14 protein-coding genes are annotated in these 15,304 nt (G+C 50.1%); 12 read left to right on the plus strand and 2 right to left on the minus strand.

Annotated features, from left to right (window positions below):
• Positions 1-20 precede the first annotated feature (20 nt).
• Positions 21-1,043, minus strand: a complete 1,023-nt coding sequence (gene spoIID, locus T497_RS15545) for a stage II sporulation protein D (RefSeq protein WP_028514203.1) — start codon at positions 1,041-1,043, stop codon at positions 21-23.
• A 132-nt stretch (positions 1,044-1,175) separates the two neighbouring features.
• On the opposite strand from spoIID, the gene T497_RS0102160 reads away from it, so the two are divergent.
• The 12 genes from T497_RS0102160 (at position 1,176) to T497_RS0102215 (ending at position 12,931) form a co-directional block, all read left to right on the plus strand.
• On the plus strand, positions 1,176-2,534 hold the full coding sequence (locus tag T497_RS0102160; protein WP_051530461.1) for a citrate synthase: 1,359 nt from the start codon (positions 1,176-1,178) through the stop codon (positions 2,532-2,534).
• An 11-nt stretch (positions 2,535-2,545) separates the two neighbouring features.
• Complete coding sequence (locus tag T497_RS0102165; protein WP_028514205.1) at positions 2,546-3,880, plus strand: hypothetical protein; 1,335 nt, start codon at positions 2,546-2,548, stop codon at positions 3,878-3,880.
• Positions 3,881-3,902: 22 nt separating this feature from the next.
• Positions 3,903-4,604 (plus strand): response regulator transcription factor, encoded by a 702-nt coding sequence (locus T497_RS0102170; RefSeq protein WP_028514206.1) that lies wholly within the window; start codon positions 3,903-3,905, stop codon positions 4,602-4,604.
• Positions 4,604-6,007, plus strand: coding sequence for a sensor histidine kinase (locus T497_RS0102175; protein WP_028514207.1), 1,404 nt, complete (start codon positions 4,604-4,606; stop codon positions 6,005-6,007). Before T497_RS0102170 ends, T497_RS0102175 begins: the two co-directional genes overlap by 1 nt.
• A gap of 22 nt (positions 6,008-6,029) precedes the next feature.
• Positions 6,030-7,067, plus strand: a complete 1,038-nt coding sequence (locus tag T497_RS0102180; protein ID WP_028514208.1) for a DUF1385 domain-containing protein — start codon at positions 6,030-6,032, stop codon at positions 7,065-7,067.
• Positions 7,061-7,918, plus strand: coding sequence for a peptide chain release factor N(5)-glutamine methyltransferase (gene prmC / locus T497_RS0102185; protein ID WP_028514209.1), 858 nt, complete (start codon positions 7,061-7,063; stop codon positions 7,916-7,918). Before T497_RS0102180 ends, prmC begins: the two co-directional genes overlap by 7 nt.
• A 133-nt stretch (positions 7,919-8,051) precedes the next feature.
• A complete protein-coding gene (locus T497_RS0102190) occupies positions 8,052-8,660 on the plus strand; it encodes a metallophosphoesterase family protein (RefSeq protein ID WP_028514210.1) in 609 nt (202 codons plus the stop codon).
• A gap of 125 nt (positions 8,661-8,785) precedes the next feature.
• Entirely contained in the window at positions 8,786-9,970 is a 1,185-nt protein-coding gene (recA, locus tag T497_RS0102195; protein WP_080693267.1) for a recombinase RecA, read from the plus strand.
• Entirely contained in the window at positions 9,970-10,611 is a 642-nt protein-coding gene (locus tag T497_RS0102200) for a regulatory protein RecX (protein ID WP_028514212.1), read from the plus strand. Before recA ends, T497_RS0102200 begins: the two co-directional genes overlap by 1 nt.
• Before the next feature lies 1 nt (position 10,612).
• Complete coding sequence (gene rimO, locus T497_RS0102205) at positions 10,613-11,944, plus strand: 30S ribosomal protein S12 methylthiotransferase RimO (RefSeq protein ID WP_028514213.1); 1,332 nt, start codon at positions 10,613-10,615, stop codon at positions 11,942-11,944.
• Positions 11,941-12,525 (plus strand): CDP-diacylglycerol--glycerol-3-phosphate 3-phosphatidyltransferase, encoded by a 585-nt coding sequence (gene pgsA, locus T497_RS0102210; protein WP_028514214.1) that lies wholly within the window; start codon positions 11,941-11,943, stop codon positions 12,523-12,525. The genes rimO and pgsA overlap by 4 nt, the downstream gene beginning before the upstream one ends.
• Before the next feature lie 19 nt (positions 12,526-12,544).
• Positions 12,545-12,931 (plus strand): metal-dependent transcriptional regulator, encoded by a 387-nt coding sequence (locus T497_RS0102215; protein ID WP_028514215.1) that lies wholly within the window; start codon positions 12,545-12,547, stop codon positions 12,929-12,931.
• A gap of 161 nt (positions 12,932-13,092) precedes the next feature.
• On the opposite strand, the gene htpG is transcribed toward T497_RS0102215, so the two are convergent.
• Positions 13,093-14,994 (minus strand): molecular chaperone HtpG, encoded by a 1,902-nt coding sequence (gene htpG / locus T497_RS0102220; RefSeq protein WP_028514216.1) that lies wholly within the window; start codon positions 14,992-14,994, stop codon positions 13,093-13,095.
• Positions 14,995-15,304: the final 310 nt, after the last annotated feature.

Below are 15,304 nucleotides of genomic sequence, written 5' to 3' on the forward strand. Positions count from 1 at the left end.
GCAGGAGCAGCGCCATTATTTCAGCTCTTTGATATGGTGCAGTTCGGGTAGTAATGCTCCAGTATCTCACGCCAGCTTTTTCCCTGTGCCGCCATGGCGTCCGCGCCATACTGGCTCATGCCCACGCCGTGACCGTAGCCCTTGGTGGTGATGACTATCTCGTCGGGCTCGCAGCGCACCTCAAAGCTTGCGGAGCGCAGGGAAAGAGCCTGTCTCAGGTCGTTTCCTGTGACTGTGCGGTCACCTGCGGCGGCAGTGAGGACTGTGCCCGAGTCGGAAACGGTCAGCACATTGAGCCATTCCCTGAAATCGTCACCCAGTTTTATGCCCTCAAAGGCGGCTTCAAGGGCGGCTCTCAGGTCATCGGGAGAAAAGCGCTTGTCCTCGCGGAATTTCGGAGCTGTCAGGTCGGAGCGGCTGTCAACCTCCACAAGGTAGTCCACGGGAGCTCCCCATGCGTTTTCGGCGCTCTCGGTAAAGCCTGCCGACATGGAGTGAAAAGCGGCGATAATAGGCGCGTCTTCGTAGGTGATGATGTAGGGGAGCACCTCGTCGGCGGCTTTGGCTATTTTCTTGTAGTTTTTATCGAAATTGTCCCCGAAAGCCTCTTTTATCTGCTCCTTTGTGTAGCAGCCCTGATATTTCCCGGTATCATTGGAGAAATCCGCACCTTTCAGCTCTGCCGAGGGGCTTTCTTTTTCGCGGAGACGCTGGCGCTCCGCATAGGTATGGGCGGCTACAGCCTGAGCTTTCAGGGCTTCTTCGCCGAATGAAGCGGGCATTTCCGCACAGACAGCTCCGATGACGTATTCGCGGACGGGCACTTTCAGCACCCTGCCGCTGTCAATGTCGAGGACCTTGTAGGGCTCGGTGGAAAAAGCCGAGCTTTCGGCGGTATTTTTGTCATCGAGGACTATTTCCTGTAGCTTCACCGCCTGTTCCGTATCGTTCTGACCGCTTCTGCCGCGGATAAGCACGGGAACGGCAGGGAGCACAGTTACGGATACAACAAGCAGTAAAGCTGAGATAAGAAGCTTTTTCATAGGGTTCTCCTTTCGGCACAATATACAAGAACGTTTGTTTTGCAACAGCTCTTTATATTGTAAATAACATTTGACATTATAATGAATATGGTGTATAATTGAATATGAATATGTTTTAGGAGTGTGATCGTGATGCCGTCATACATTTCAGGCGCTAACATTACAGATTTATGCGGGAGACTTGCGGATAATTCCGTTATCGATCCCAAGCTTTATGAAAAATATCATGTCAAGAGAGGACTTCGCAACAGCGACGGCACAGGTGTTATGGCAGGTATCACCAATATCTGCAATGTTCACGGCTATGTAGTCAACGAGGGCGAAAAGGAGCCTATCCCCGGACAGTTAATATACAGAGGCTATAACATCAACGACCTTGTTGAGAATGTTGAAAAGGACGACCGCTTCGGCTATGAGGAGACTGCTTTCCTCCTGCTCTTCGGTCATCTTCCCAACGAGAAGGAGCTCAAGACTTTCAGCTCCTATATCTCAGTGAAAAGAGACCTCCCCAACGGTTTTGTTGAGGATATGATACTCAAAGCTCCGTCAAAGAATATCATGAACAAGCTTGCCCGTTCGGTGCTGGCTCTGTATTCCTACGACGACGAGTGCGAGAACAAGGGGCTTGAAAACGAAATGCGCACAGCGGTAAGCCTTATCGCCAAGATGCCTGTTATCATGGCTAACGCTTATCAGGTAAAGCGCAGGGTTTTCGACAACCAGAGCATGATAATGCACCCTATAAACTACGAGGAGAACACCGCTCAGTGTATCCTCTCTCTGCTCCGTCCCGACAGACAGTACACCAAGGACGAGGCTCAGATGCTTGACCGTCTCCTGATGTTACAGGCTGAGCACGGCGGCGGAAACAACTCCACATTTACCTGCCGAGTCCTCACATCATCGGGAACCGATCCTTATTCGGCTTATTCTTCGGCTATATGCTCACTTAAAGGTCCCCGTCACGGCGGCGCTAACCTTGCTGTTATCAATATGCTTGACAACTTCAAGGCTAACATCAAGAACTGGGAGGACGAGGGCGAGGTAGCCGACTATATGCGCAAGACTATCCGCAAGGAGACCAACGACCACTCAGGTCTTATCTACGGTATGGGACACGCGGTATATACTATCTCCGATCCCCGTGCCGTTATACTGAAGAAAAAGGCTTTCGAGCTTGCAAAGGGCAAGGAGATCGAGGCAGAGTTCAGACTTCTCGAAACTATCGAGAGACTTACTCCCGAGATATTCCTCGAGCTCAAGGGCAGCTCAAAGGCAATGTGCGCTAACGTTGATATGTATTCGGGACTTGTTTACCGTATGCTGGGTATCCCAGACGAGCTCTTCACACCGCTGTTCGCAATTGCGCGTATGGCAGGCTGGGCTGCTCACCGCATGGAGGAGATACTCACGGGCGGAAGAATAATCCGTCCTGCTTACAAGGCTATCGCAAAGGAAAAGGAATACATAAAGCTCTCTGAGCGCGAATAAGCTCATATCCTATGAAAAAAATATCAGCAGCTTTCACAGCCCTCACAACGGGGGCTGCACTTACGGGCTGTACCTTCGGTGCAAGCATAGATACCCTTATGACTCCGCCGAAGCTCGGTCCCGAGCAGGAGCAGATATACTCCAAGCTGACGACTTCCCTCAACACATCGAACATTAGCCTTAAATACCCCAAGTCGGGCAAGTATCTCTCGGCGTTCATAATCGAGGATATCGACGGCGACGGCGGCAACGAGGCTCTTGTGTTCTATGAGAGAAACAACCATGCAGCTGACGAGAATCCCCTGCATATAAACGTCCTCGACAAAAAGGAGGACGGCGAATGGACCTCTGCCTATGATATCCCTGCCGCAGGCAGCGAGATAGAGGAGGTCAAGATATCCAGACTCGGCTCAAACGACCGTGTGAACATCATCATCGGTACCAGTATGATAAACCGTTCTGAGAAGAATGTCTCCGTTTACACCTATGCCGACGGCAAATTACAGGAGCCGCCTACGTTCTCGAAATCAAAGTCCTACGCCTTTTTCGACGTGGTGGACCTTGACCTTGACGGACAGTACGAGCTCTTCAGACTTATGGGAGCCACAGGCGAGAATGAGGCTATGGCTGAGGCTTTCAAGCTGGACGAGAGCGGTACATACCACAGGTCGCACCTTGAACTCAGCGATAATTTCAGCGATTTCGACATCAGCTACGGCAAGGTGGGCGATTCCGAAATGGGCGTATATATCGACGCTCAGTCGGGCGCAGGCTCCGTGCAGACCGATGTACTGTACATGAAGAACGGCGCTCTGCACAAGGTATTCAGCACCCCCGAGAGGTCTGCGGAAACTATCCGTCCCGCAGGCTGCGGAAGCTTCGATGTTGACGGCGACGGCAGCATTGAGATACCTGTACAGGTAACAGCTCCCGGATACGGAGAGTCTCCCGAGAGCGAGCAGCTCAGGCTGACGGATTGGAAACAGGTCAGCGGCGACGGTAAGCTGGAAAAGCACTATACCTCATATTACAGCGTAAATGACGGATATATCTTTCTTTTCCCTAAAAAATGGGTGGGAAATGTCACGGTAAAGCGCGATGTCGTCAATGACGAGATCGTTTTCTGCGCTTTCAGGGACGGAAAAATGGGCAGAGAGCTCCTGCATATCTTCTGCGCAGAGGACGTACCCTCGCGGGAGGACAGGATCTCAGGCGGCTATATGCTCATGCATACCAAGGGCGATTCTGCTTACCTTGCCCTGATACCTCAGAATGTTGATACAGAAGGCGACGGACTTTCCATAACCTCGGGCGACGCGGCTGTGGGATTCAGATACAGAGACTGACACACCAAAGGAGTGAACACTGATGAAACGTATACTTATATGCGAGGACGAGGATACGATCCGCGAATTCGTTGTCATAAACCTTAAACGCGCAGGCTATGATGTAGTAGATGTAAACTGCGGCGAGGCGGCTCTCAAGACCTTTGAGGCTGAGCACGGCAACTTCGATATCGTCCTGCTTGATATTATGATGCCAGGAATAGACGGCTTTACGGTCTGCAAGAAGATACGTGAAAAGAGCTCGACTATCGGCATTATCATGCTTACTGCAAGAACTCAGGAAATGGACAAGGTCAGCGGTCTTATGATAGGCGCTGACGACTATATCACCAAGCCTTTCTCACCGTCGGAGCTTACTGCCCGTGTGGACGCTATATACCGCCGTGTGTGCATGAGCTTCATCAAGACCGAGAAGCAGTCCGTAATAGAGAGCGGTCCATTCGTGCTCAATTTGAAGAGCCGCACCGTTACAAAGGACGGCGCTCCCATAGAGCTTACTCAGGTGGAGTACCAGATACTGGAATATTTCATGAACAACAAGAACACAGCTCTTGACCGCGCAAGCATACTCAACCATATATGGGGAGAGAGCTACTACGGCGACGATAAGATAGTCGATGTAAATATCAGACGTATCCGCATGAAGATAGAGGAGGAGCCTTCAAACCCGAAGTACATCATCACTATCTGGGGCTACGGATATAAGTGGAATGACGGGCAGTAATGGCTAAAAAAAGTATCACAAAGCGCTGGATATTCAACAACTTAGGTGTTGTCGTCCTGTCGCTCCTTGTAATAGATATGGCGATAATCTATGCGATACAGAACTATTTCTACAGCTCCGCAAGGCAGTATCTTGTATCAAAGCTCAACGCCGTAACAAGCGTGCTGAGTATGCATTCTCAGGACAGCTCCGCGAATTTCTCGGCGGAGATGAGAAAAATGCTTGAGACCTTCAACGAGAAGGACAAGATAGAGCTCATGGCGATAAACTCAAAGGGCAGAGTAGTTCTTACCTCATCGGGATTCTCGCCCGACGCCAACGACATTATGCCCGACTACGAGGAGGCTCTCGAAAAGAACGAGGGCTACGACGTATACAGGCTGGGCGGCGGTGAAAAGGTGCTGGCAGTATCCGTGCCCATAACCTCTATGAGCAACGAGTACAGCGCAGTCCGCATGGTAACGTCTCTGACGGAGATAGACAACACCATAAAGAGCTATTCCGCCGTGGTGACTATGGTCTGCGTCACTATCATACTGATAATCGTCATAACAGGTCTGTATTTTGCAGGCTCTATCGTAAGGCCTATCAGACAGATAAGCGGTATCGCCCGTAAATTCGCCCTCGGAGACTTCTCGACACGTATTGAGAACGACAGCGACGACGAGATAGGCGACCTCTGTACCGCCATAAACAATATGGCTGACGAGCTCTCCGCTACGGAGGCCATGAAGAATGAGTTCATCTCATCGGTATCTCACGAGCTGAGAACTCCTCTCACCGCTATAAAGGGCTGGGCGGAGACTCTCATGATAGACGGCGGCGGAAGTCCCGACACCATGAAAAAGGGCGTCGGCGTTATCGTCAACGAGACCGAGCGACTTTCGCAGATGGTAGAGGAGCTCCTTGACTTCTCCCGTATGCAGAGCGGTCATTTCACACTTCAGAATGCAAATATGGATATCCTCGCGGAGCTTGGCGACGCTGTGCTTATTTACAGCGACAAGGCAAGACGCGAGAATCAGGAGATAATCTACGACGAGCCCGATATGCTCCCCTTTGTATTCGGCGATAAGAACCGCATAAGACAGGTATTCATCAACGTTATCGACAATGCGCTGAAATACTCGTCAGCAGGGGATACCGTCACTATAAAGGCATATGAAAAGGGCGGAAACATCATAGTTTCCGTAAAGGATACGGGCTGCGGAATCAAAAAATCCGACCTTGCTAAGGTCAAGACCAAATTCTATAAAGCAAACCACACCCGCCGCGGTTCGGGTATCGGACTTGCCGTTGCAGACGAGATAATCAGTATGCACGGCGGCTCCCTCGATATCGACAGCGAGGGCGAGGGACTTGGTACAACTGTTACCATAACTCTGCCTGCGGTGAAGCAGTAATTACACACTATAAGGTGAAAACATGGGAAAAAACAACACAACACAGGAAAAATTCAAATCAAAAATAGGCGGACAGGCTCTTATCGAGGGCATAATGATGTTAGGTCCGAATACGGGCGCAATGGCTTGCAGACTCCCCGACGGCACTGTAGACCTTGAAACGTGGGAGGAAAACAACGGCAAGAACGCTCCGTGGTACAAGAAAGTTCCGCTGGTAAGAGGCTGTACGAGCTTTGTGACCTCGCTGGTCAAGGGCTATAAGTATATGATGAAGTCTGCCGAGAAGCAGATGCCCGATGACGAGGAGGACGACAAGGACAAGAAGAAAAAGTCCGAAGAAGCTGAAAAGCCGGCTGAAACCTCCGGTATAAAGGCAGAAAGCGCAGATGCTGCTCCTGCCGAGGGCGCTGCCCCGAAGAAGTCCGAGAAAAAAGAGGATTCCGTATACGATATCGTAATGTATATCGGCATACTCATCGGTATAGTCATGGCTTTCGGTCTGTTCGTGTTCCTGCCAAAGTGGATAGTTGGTCTGATACCTGCTGTCAAGGAGCACCGTTTCCTGCGCTCACTCCTTGAGGGCATAGTCAAGATAGCAATTTTCGTGCTGTATATGTACATTATCAGCCTTATGAAGGATATAAAGCGCCAGTTCATGTATCACGGCGCAGAGCACAAGACCATTGCCTGCCATGAAGCGGAGCTTCCCCTCACAGTGGAGAATGTCCGCAAGCAGACACGCTTCCATAAGCGCTGCGGTACAAGCTTCATATTCATAGTTCTCATAGTCAGCATATTCGTGATGTGCTTCGTGCCTTTCACGGTGACATGGCAGAGAATAGTTGCTTCACTGCTGCTCCTGCCGCTGGTAGTTGGCGTGTCCTATGAGTGCATACGACTTGCAGGCAACAACGACAACGCATTTACAAGAATACTTTCCGCTCCGGGACTTGCTATGCAGCGCATAACCACTCGCGAGCCCGACGACAGCATGATAGAGATAGCAATAGCAGCTCTTACTCCCTGTATCCCCAAGGATAAGGAGGAGGACAGGTGGTAAGCCGAAAGGAGCTTTTTGCCCGCTGCAGAGACCTTATCGCTCAGCGTGACGAGGAAACTGCCGACTTTGATACGAACTGTATCCTTCAGGACCTGCTGGGAGACAGGAACCCCATGTTCGCTCCGCAGCTCCCTGTGCCCGATGACAAGGCGCAGGAGATACTTTCACTTGCGCAGAGACGCTCAGAGGGCTATCCCTTGCAGTATCTCCTCGGTCAGTGGGAATTCTGGGGCTGCAATTTCAAAATAGGGGAGGGCGTACTGATACCCCGTCCCGATACCGAAACTCTTGTGGAGCAGGTGCTTGACATCTGCCGACGGGAGAAAATGACAACACCTAAGATAGCCGACCTTTGCAGCGGCAGCGGCTGTATCGCAGCTGCCCTGAAAAAGGAGCTCCCCAATGCGGATATCTGCGCAGTGGAGCTGTCCGATAAGGCTCTGCCCTATCTGAGACAGAATATGGAGCTCAACGGCTGTGATGTAAATATAATTCACGGCGACGTTCTGGACAGCAGTATCGCAGAGCAGCTCACTGAGCTGGATATACTGGTCAGCAATCCGCCGTACCTTACAGCTCAGGATATGAGAGAGCTGCAAACAGAGGTTCAGCACGAGCCTGCCACGGCGCTTTTCGGCGGCGAGGACGGTCTGGACTTCTACAGAGCCATGACGAAGCTGTGGAAAAGCTCGATAAAGTCGGGCGGCTTCATAGCCTATGAATTCGGCATGGGACAGCATGACGCCGTAAAGGCGATACTCGAAGAAAACGGCTTCACTGACGTTGAATTGCGCCGTGACGGCGGCGGCATAATAAGAACAGCAGCCGCTGTTAAAGCCCTTAGCCGTTAGCCAACTGTAGGGGGCGATGCCTACATCGCCCCGTTCGATTAAAAAACAATTCGGGCTGATGTGGGCATCAGCCCCTACATCGGAACGCCGAGGGCGGCGCTCCCTACACAAACCCATCAAGAAAGGATAAGCCATGAAAATAGCGGTGTTTTCAGATGTTCACGGGAATCTCAAAGCCCTTGAAGCAGTTCTTGAACAGATAAACGCAGCAAAAACCGATAAAACAGTGTTTCTTGGAGATATCTTTCAGCGCGGAAACGAGGAGTTTGAATGTCTGGAACTGCTGAGAGCAAGCGGTATAACCTGTTTAAAGGGCAACTGCGAGCTTTACGCTCAGCACGGCGTTGACGTTGATCCCGATGTGGAGCATCTCAGGGCTTATTACGACGGGGTAAGGGAAAAGCTTACCGCAGAGCAAATGGAGTTTATCAGGGAAATGCCCCTTTTCTATGAAATAGAAAGCAGCGGAAAGAAACTGCATTTTTCCCATTTCCTGTTTTTGAATATCGAAAAGCCCTATCCCTTTTTACCTCTGTCAAGCCTGAAAGACGGCAGCTTCGATAAGGCTTGCGAGGGCGAAAATGTAACGAAATACGACCTTGCAGTCATCGGTCACTGTCATCAGAATTTCGTCAAGGGAAATGTTGTTTCCGTTTCGGCTTCGGGACTGGAGGGCGCTTCATGGCTCCTAATCGAAGTAAATGAGGATCCAGTCGACTTTGAGCACATAAGCCTTTGTTGAGTTGAGAGTGAAGAGTTGAGAGTTGATATGTTCGCTCTGCTCACATTAAATAAAATTAGGAATTCCGAATTATATTCAGGAAATTTAAAGGTTAATATACTATAATATATACGGAGGAAATACCAATGGCAAAGAAAGAACTTGCTAAAAAGCCTACAGTTGTGAGAGTTACCACCAAAGAGGACAAGAAAACTGCCCTTGACGGCGCTCTCAAGCAGATAGAAAAGAAATACGGCGCAGGCGCTGTAATGCGTCTCGGACAGACCAAGACTCTCAATGTTGACGCTATCCCCACAGGCTCCATGACTCTGGATATGGCGCTGGGTATAGGCGGCGTTCCGAGAGGACGTATCGTTGAGATATACGGTCCCGAGAGCTCAGGTAAGACTACCGTTGCACTGTCAATAGTCGCACAGGCTCAGAAGGCTGGCGGCGAGGCTGCATTCATCGACGTTGAGCACGCCCTCGATCCTGTTTATGCGCAGGCTCTCGGCGTAAATATCAACGACCTGCTGGTATCACAGCCCGACAGCGGCGAGCAGGCTCTTGAAATAGCAGAGGCTCTTATCCGCTCGGGAGCTATCGACGTTATAGTTCTCGACTCTATCGCTGCTATGACTACCCGCGCCGAAATTGACGGCGAAATGGGCGATCTCCACGTTGGTCAGTTGGCAAGACTCATGTCTCAGGCTATGAGAAAGCTGACTGCTGCTATATCAAAATCCAACTGCGTGGCTATCTTCATCAACCAGATACGTGAGAAGATAGGCGTTATGTACGGCAACCCCGAGACTACCCCCGGCGGACGCGCTCTGAAGTTCTATTCCTCTGTCCGTATCGAGGTAAGAAAGGGCGAGGTGCTCAAATCGGGAACTGACGTTATTGGTGCCACAACAAAGTGCAAGATCGTCAAGAACAAGGTAGCTCCGCCATTCAAGGAGTGCCAGTTCGACCTTATGTACGGCACCGGAATCTCCCGTACAGGCGAGGTGCTCGACCTTGCGGTAGACCTTGACATCATCAAGAAGGGCGGCTCGTGGTTCAGCTATAAGGACCAGAAGCTTGGACAGGGACGCGACAACGTCAAGGAGCTTCTCCAGAATGACGAAGCTCTCATGAAGGAGATAGAGGAGCAGATACTGGCTCATAAGGACGAGCTGAATGCCGCTCCTGCAAAGAAGAGCAAGCCTGCTGAAAAGGCTGCCATTTCCGAGGACAGCTCCGCTGAGGGCGGCGCTCCCGAGACAGACGACGATGTTCTCGCAAGCTTTGACGAGGATTTTGAGGAATTTACTCCAGCTGAGGAATAATGAAAATAACCTCAGTAAGCAAATACAAGGGCTCGACCTATGAGGCGGAGCTTGACGACGGGCGAAAGCTTTATCTCCACGCCGATATCATCACCGATTTCGGCATTCACGCAGGCATGGAGACAGACCGCGACACCCTGAAAAAGATAGTTTACGCTTCAAACTTCCGCAGAGCCTATCAGCGGGCGCTGTACCTGCTGGATTACAGGGATTACACATATTCGGAAATGTTCAAAAAGCTGGTGGAGAACTACAAGAGCGAGGCTCTCTGCACCGCAGTGATGAAAAGGCTCACGGAGCACGGCTTCATCAACGACGAGCGCTATGCCGAGCGCATGGCGCGTAAGCTGGTGGAGATAAAGCACTTCGGCTATCGCCGCTGCAAGCGTGAGATAATGCTGAAAGGCGTTGACCGGTTCATCGCCGAGGACGCTCTTACGCCCTACAGCGAGACATTCGGCGAGAATCTCATGGAGCTTCTCCGCACCAAGCATTCCCGATATTTAACAGATATTGAGGACAGAAAATCAATAGAAAAGGTCAAAAGCGCTCTTGTGCGGTACGGCTACGATTTTTCGGAGATAAACCGCGCTGTGAAGGAATACTTCGAGAGCAGGAATGACCTTGAGGAGGAAAACTGACATGGCGATCAAGGTGGGCATGGTTTCACTTGGCTGCTCAAAAAATCTTGTGGACTCTGAGCGTATGCTCAGCAAGCTGAAAAATCACGGCTACAAGCTTGTTACAGAACCGGGACTTGCCGATGTGGCAGTAGTCAACACCTGCGGCTTCATAAAGGCTGCAAAGGAGGAGGCTATCGACACTATCCTCGAGCTGGGAAAGCTCAAGGAGGAGGGCACTTTAAAGAAAATAATCATAACAGGCTGCCTTGTTGAGAGATACAAGGAGGAGGCTGCGGAGCAGTTCCCCGAGGCTGACGCTGTTATCGGAATAGGCGATACTAAGGATATCGTGGATATACTCGACCACGTCCTCGCAGACGAGCGCGTGGTGCACTTTGCTCCCAAGCTTGACGCGGAGCTCTGCGGCGAGAGGATAATCTCCACACTGCCCTTTTTCACATATCTTAAAGTCGCAGAGGGCTGCTCGAACTGCTGTACCTACTGCGCTATACCCATGATAAGAGGCAAATTCCGCAGCGTTCCCATGGAAAAGCTGCTTGAAGAAGCCAAATTCCTCGCAGACAACGGCGTTACGGAGCTTGTTGTCATCGCACAGGACACTGCTCTCTACGGCAAGGACCTCTACGGCGAGCCGAAGCTGGCAGAGCTTCTCACAAAGCTGTGCAGGATAGACGGCCTGCGCTGGATACGCACTCTTTACTGCTACCCTGAGCGAATCACAGACGAGCTTCTTGACGTTATCGCCCGTGAGGAAAAGATAGTGAAGTATCTGGAGATACCCATACAGCACTGCAACGGCGATATACTCAGCCGTATGAACCGCTGGGGCGACACGGAAAAGCTGGAGGCGCTCTTTGCTCATATCCGTGAGAAAGTGCCAAATGTGATACTCCGTACAACCCTCATTACAGGTTTCCCCGGAGAGACCGAGGAGCAGTTTGAGGAGCTGGCTGAGTTCGTTAAGAGAGTCCGCTTTGACAGACTGGGCTGCTTTGCTTATTCCCGTGAGGAGGGCACAAAGGCTTACAGCTTCCCCGACCAGATAGACGAGGAAACAGCCGCTCACCGCGCTGATATAATCATGGAGCAGCAGATGCTCATAAGCTGTGAGAACAACGAAAACCTCATGGGTGCGGAGCTCACCGCAGTTGTTGAGGGCTTCGACAAGTTCGGAGAGTGCTGGTTCGGCAGGACGCCTCTTGACGCTCCCGACATCGACGGAAAGGTGTTCTTTACGTCGGATAAGCCACTTAATATCGGCGATTACGTTAAGATAAGGATCACCGATACACTTGATTACGACCTTATAGGAGAGGTGATAAGCCAATGAACCTGCCAAATAAGCTGACTCTGCTGAGAGTCGTTCTTATTCCGTTTTTTTTGCTGTTTATGTATATAAACGTGCCGTTCCACTACGGTATTGCGCTGGTGATATTCGCAGCAGCCTCCATTACCGACGCTCTTGACGGAAAGATAGCAAGATCACGCAATCTTGTTACGAATTTCGGCAAATTCCTCGATCCGCTGGCGGATAAGGTGCTTGTATTAGCAGCTCTTACCGTATTTGTGGAGCTGCCCTGTGTGAAAATGGGCGCAATACCGCTCATCATAATAAGCGCAAGAGAATTCATGGTCTCGGGGCTGAGGCTTCTTGCCGCAAACAGCGGCGTTGTAGTTGCCGCAGGTATCTGGGGCAAGCTGAAGACCGCCTTTACAATGGTAGCTATCATAGCTATACTGTTCTGGCTGTGTCTCTGCTTTGACTTTAATATCGGCTTCCCTGATGCTTTCAGAAGCGCAGTTGATAATATCTTAGTGCCCGTGCTCGTATGGATATCGACTATACTCACCGTTATTTCAGGCGGAGTATATCTGAAGGGCTACTGGCACCTCATAGACTCCGACAAGTGATACATGAAAGGAGCATAAAATGCAGCATTGTGCAGGTCAGATACGCTATCTGGCAGCAATAAAAGAGCTCACCGAAAGAGACGGACAGGTGCGCTGTGTGAATATATCCCGTCATTTAGGCGTTTCACGCCCCAGCGTCAGCAAAATGCTGAGATGTCTGGCTAACTGCGGATACGTCTACGAGGACTTCTGCAACAGCGTTATGCTTACTCCCGAGGGAGAGGCGGCTGTTGAGGAGATTTTCGCTTCATTCGATGAGGTCTACACCTTTTTCCACAGGTTCCTGAAGCTCCCCAAGGAGCAGGCTCATGAGCAGGCGCTCATGTTCATAACGGATTTTCCGCAGGAGACCTGCGCACGACTGAAAAAGATAGTAAGACGCACCATAAAAAAACAGGACAAATAAAAAAACGGTACACGAGAGTGTACCGTTTTTTAGCCGTTAGCCATTAGCCCATACACATGGCTGATCGCAATTGTTTCGCCGAAGGCGACTCAATAACTCTCAATTCTCAACTTTCAACTCTAAACTAAAAACCCGAAAGCATTGCTTTCGGGTTTTTGTATTTACATCAATTCACAAATGAGATTCGAGAACTCTACAGGATCCTCAATGCTCATGCCTTCAATAAGGAGCGCCTGATCGTAGAGGAGCTTTGCGTACTTGCCCAGCTTGTCCTTGTCGCCACCCTCGCTGAGAGATTTGAGCTTGCCGAATATCTCATGTTCGGGATTAATCTCCAGAACGCGCTGTGCGTGTATCTTCTGGTCGGTTGGCATAGAGTTGAGCACCTTTTCCATTTCGAGAGATATCTCGCCCTCGCTGGTAAGGCATACAGGGTGGGATTTCAGTCTCTGTGAGAGTGCTACCTTTGTTACCTTGCCGTTAAGAGCCTCTTTCAGCTGGCTCAGCAGGTCTGCGCTCTCCTCCTCCTTAGCCTTGAGCTCCTCTTTCTTTTCGGGAGTTTCAAGACCGAGGTCGTCAGCAGATACGGACTTGAACTCCTTGTCCTTGTACTGCATGAGAGCTTTTAATGCAAATTCGTCGATATTATCGGTGAGGTAGAGTATCTCGAAGCCGTTGTCCTTTACGAGCTCAGTCTGCGGCAGCTGCTCGATACGTGCTGCGCTCTCGCCTGTAGCGTAGTAGATGTACTTCTGATCCTCGCGCATACCTGTAACGTACTCGTCGAGAGTTACCAGCTTCTGCTCGTTGGAAGATGTGAACATCAGGAGATCCTGAAGCTTGTCCTTGTTCATGCCGAAGTCGCTGTATACGCCGTATTTGAGCTGTAAGCCGAATGCCTTCCAGAACTCCTCATACTTCTCACGCTCGTTTTTCAGCATTTTCTTCAGCTCGTTGCTGATAGTCTTTTCAATGCTCTTGGCGATAGCTTTAAGCTGTCTGTCATGCTGGAGCATCTCACGGGAGATATTCAGCGACAGGTCTTCCGAGTCAACAAGTCCCTTTACAAAGCTGAAATAGTCGGGGAGCAGGTCTGCGCACTTGTCCATGATGAGGACGCCGTTTGAGTAGAGCTGCAAGCCCTTTTCGTACTCCTTTGAGTAGTAGTCGAATGGAGCCTTTGACGGGATATAGAGAAGTGCGTTATAAGCAGGCATCTCGTTGCTGATGTGTGAGTATTTCAGAGGCTCGTTGTAATCAAAGAACTTCTCGGTGTAGAAGTGCTTGTAGTCCTCTTCCTTGAGCTCTGTTTTGTTCTTCTTCCAGAGAGGAGTCATGCTGTTGAGAGTCTCGACTTCGAGGTAATCCTCATATTCGAGAGGCTTCTTGGCTTCCTTTTCCTCCTCTGTCTGCTCCTTTGGACGGCTGTGGGATACTTCCATTTTGATAGGGAAGCGGATATAGTCGGAATACTTGCTTACAAGGGACTTTATCCTGTACTGGTCGAGGAACTCGCCGTAGTTCTCGTCGTCGGTGTCGTCCAGCATTTCGAGGATAATTTCGGTACCTGTGCTCTTCTTGTCGGCTTCTGTGATAGTGTAGCCGTCAACGCCCTCGGACTCCCACTGATAAGCCTTATCGCTGCCGTAAGCCTTTGAGATAACGGTCACTTTTTTGGCTACCATGAATGCGGAGTAGAAGCCTACGCCGAACTGTCCGATTATCTGGTTGTCCTCTTCAAGCTTGTTCTCGTTCTTGAACTTGAAAGAGCCGCTGTTTGCGATAGTACCGAGGTTGTTTTCAAGCTCCTCCTCGGTCATACCGATACCATTATCGGTGATTTTGAGGGTACGGCTGTCCTTGTCGGCGGATATCCAGATAGCGAAATCGTCTTTATTGAGACCGACCTTGTCGTCGGTGAGAGATTTGAAATACAGCTTATCAATAGCGTCGCTTGCGTTGGAGATAAGCTCGCGGAGGAAGATCTCCTTATGAGTATAGATCGAGTGGATCATCATATCCAGCAGTCTTTTGGACTCTGCTTTGAACTGTTTTGTTTCCATTTAAAACATCTCCGTAGTTGATTTTAGCACTCTATCTCTTAGAGTGCTAAATAAAGTATATATCTTTTGCAGGTGCAAAGTCAAGAGTAGAAGGAAATGTTTACAATTTGTTCATATTTGTCTCTGATTCATCTTGACAAATACTATTCTTTTAGTATATAATAGTTTTTAGTGATTAGTGCATAGTGATTAGAACTAAGCACTAATCACTAAAAACTAATTACTGAGAAAGGCATAGCAGTCAGAGTAGCTTTTTTGCGGACTTTCAGAGAGTGTGCGGAGGGTGCGAGCACATGGTCGGGAGAAGTGA

It is taken from the genome of Ruminococcus flavefaciens MA2007 (assembly GCF_000621845.1).
GTDB classification, from domain to species: Bacteria; Bacillota; Clostridia; order Oscillospirales; family Ruminococcaceae; genus Ruminococcus; species Ruminococcus flavefaciens_E.

Excerpts from the sequence above, each read along its gene's own strand:
- T497_RS0102215 (WP_028514215.1), top strand. The coding sequence starts at position 12,545 with ATGCAGCATTGTGCAGGTCAGATACGCTATCTGGCAGCAATAAAAGAG.
- rimO (WP_028514213.1), top strand. The coding sequence starts at position 10,613 with ATGGCGATCAAGGTGGGCATGGTTTCACTTGGCTGCTCAAAAAATCTT.
- spoIID (WP_028514203.1), bottom strand. The coding sequence starts at position 1,043 with ATGAAAAAGCTTCTTATCTCAGCTTTACTGCTTGTTGTATCCGTAACT.
- T497_RS0102165 (WP_028514205.1), top strand. The coding sequence starts at position 2,546 with ATGAAAAAAATATCAGCAGCTTTCACAGCCCTCACAACGGGGGCTGCA.
- T497_RS0102200 (WP_028514212.1), top strand. The coding sequence starts at position 9,970 with ATGAAAATAACCTCAGTAAGCAAATACAAGGGCTCGACCTATGAGGCG.
- T497_RS0102175 (WP_028514207.1), top strand. The coding sequence starts at position 4,604 with ATGGCTAAAAAAAGTATCACAAAGCGCTGGATATTCAACAACTTAGGT.
- T497_RS0102160 (WP_051530461.1), top strand. The coding sequence starts at position 1,176 with ATGCCGTCATACATTTCAGGCGCTAACATTACAGATTTATGCGGGAGA.
- T497_RS0102170 (WP_028514206.1), top strand. The coding sequence starts at position 3,903 with ATGAAACGTATACTTATATGCGAGGACGAGGATACGATCCGCGAATTC.
- htpG (WP_028514216.1), bottom strand. The coding sequence starts at position 14,994 with ATGGAAACAAAACAGTTCAAAGCAGAGTCCAAAAGACTGCTGGATATG.
- T497_RS0102180 (WP_028514208.1), top strand. The coding sequence starts at position 6,030 with ATGGGAAAAAACAACACAACACAGGAAAAATTCAAATCAAAAATAGGC.
- T497_RS0102190 (WP_028514210.1), top strand. The coding sequence starts at position 8,052 with ATGAAAATAGCGGTGTTTTCAGATGTTCACGGGAATCTCAAAGCCCTT.
- recA (WP_080693267.1), top strand. The coding sequence starts at position 8,786 with ATGGCAAAGAAAGAACTTGCTAAAAAGCCTACAGTTGTGAGAGTTACC.
- pgsA (WP_028514214.1), top strand. The coding sequence starts at position 11,941 with ATGAACCTGCCAAATAAGCTGACTCTGCTGAGAGTCGTTCTTATTCCG.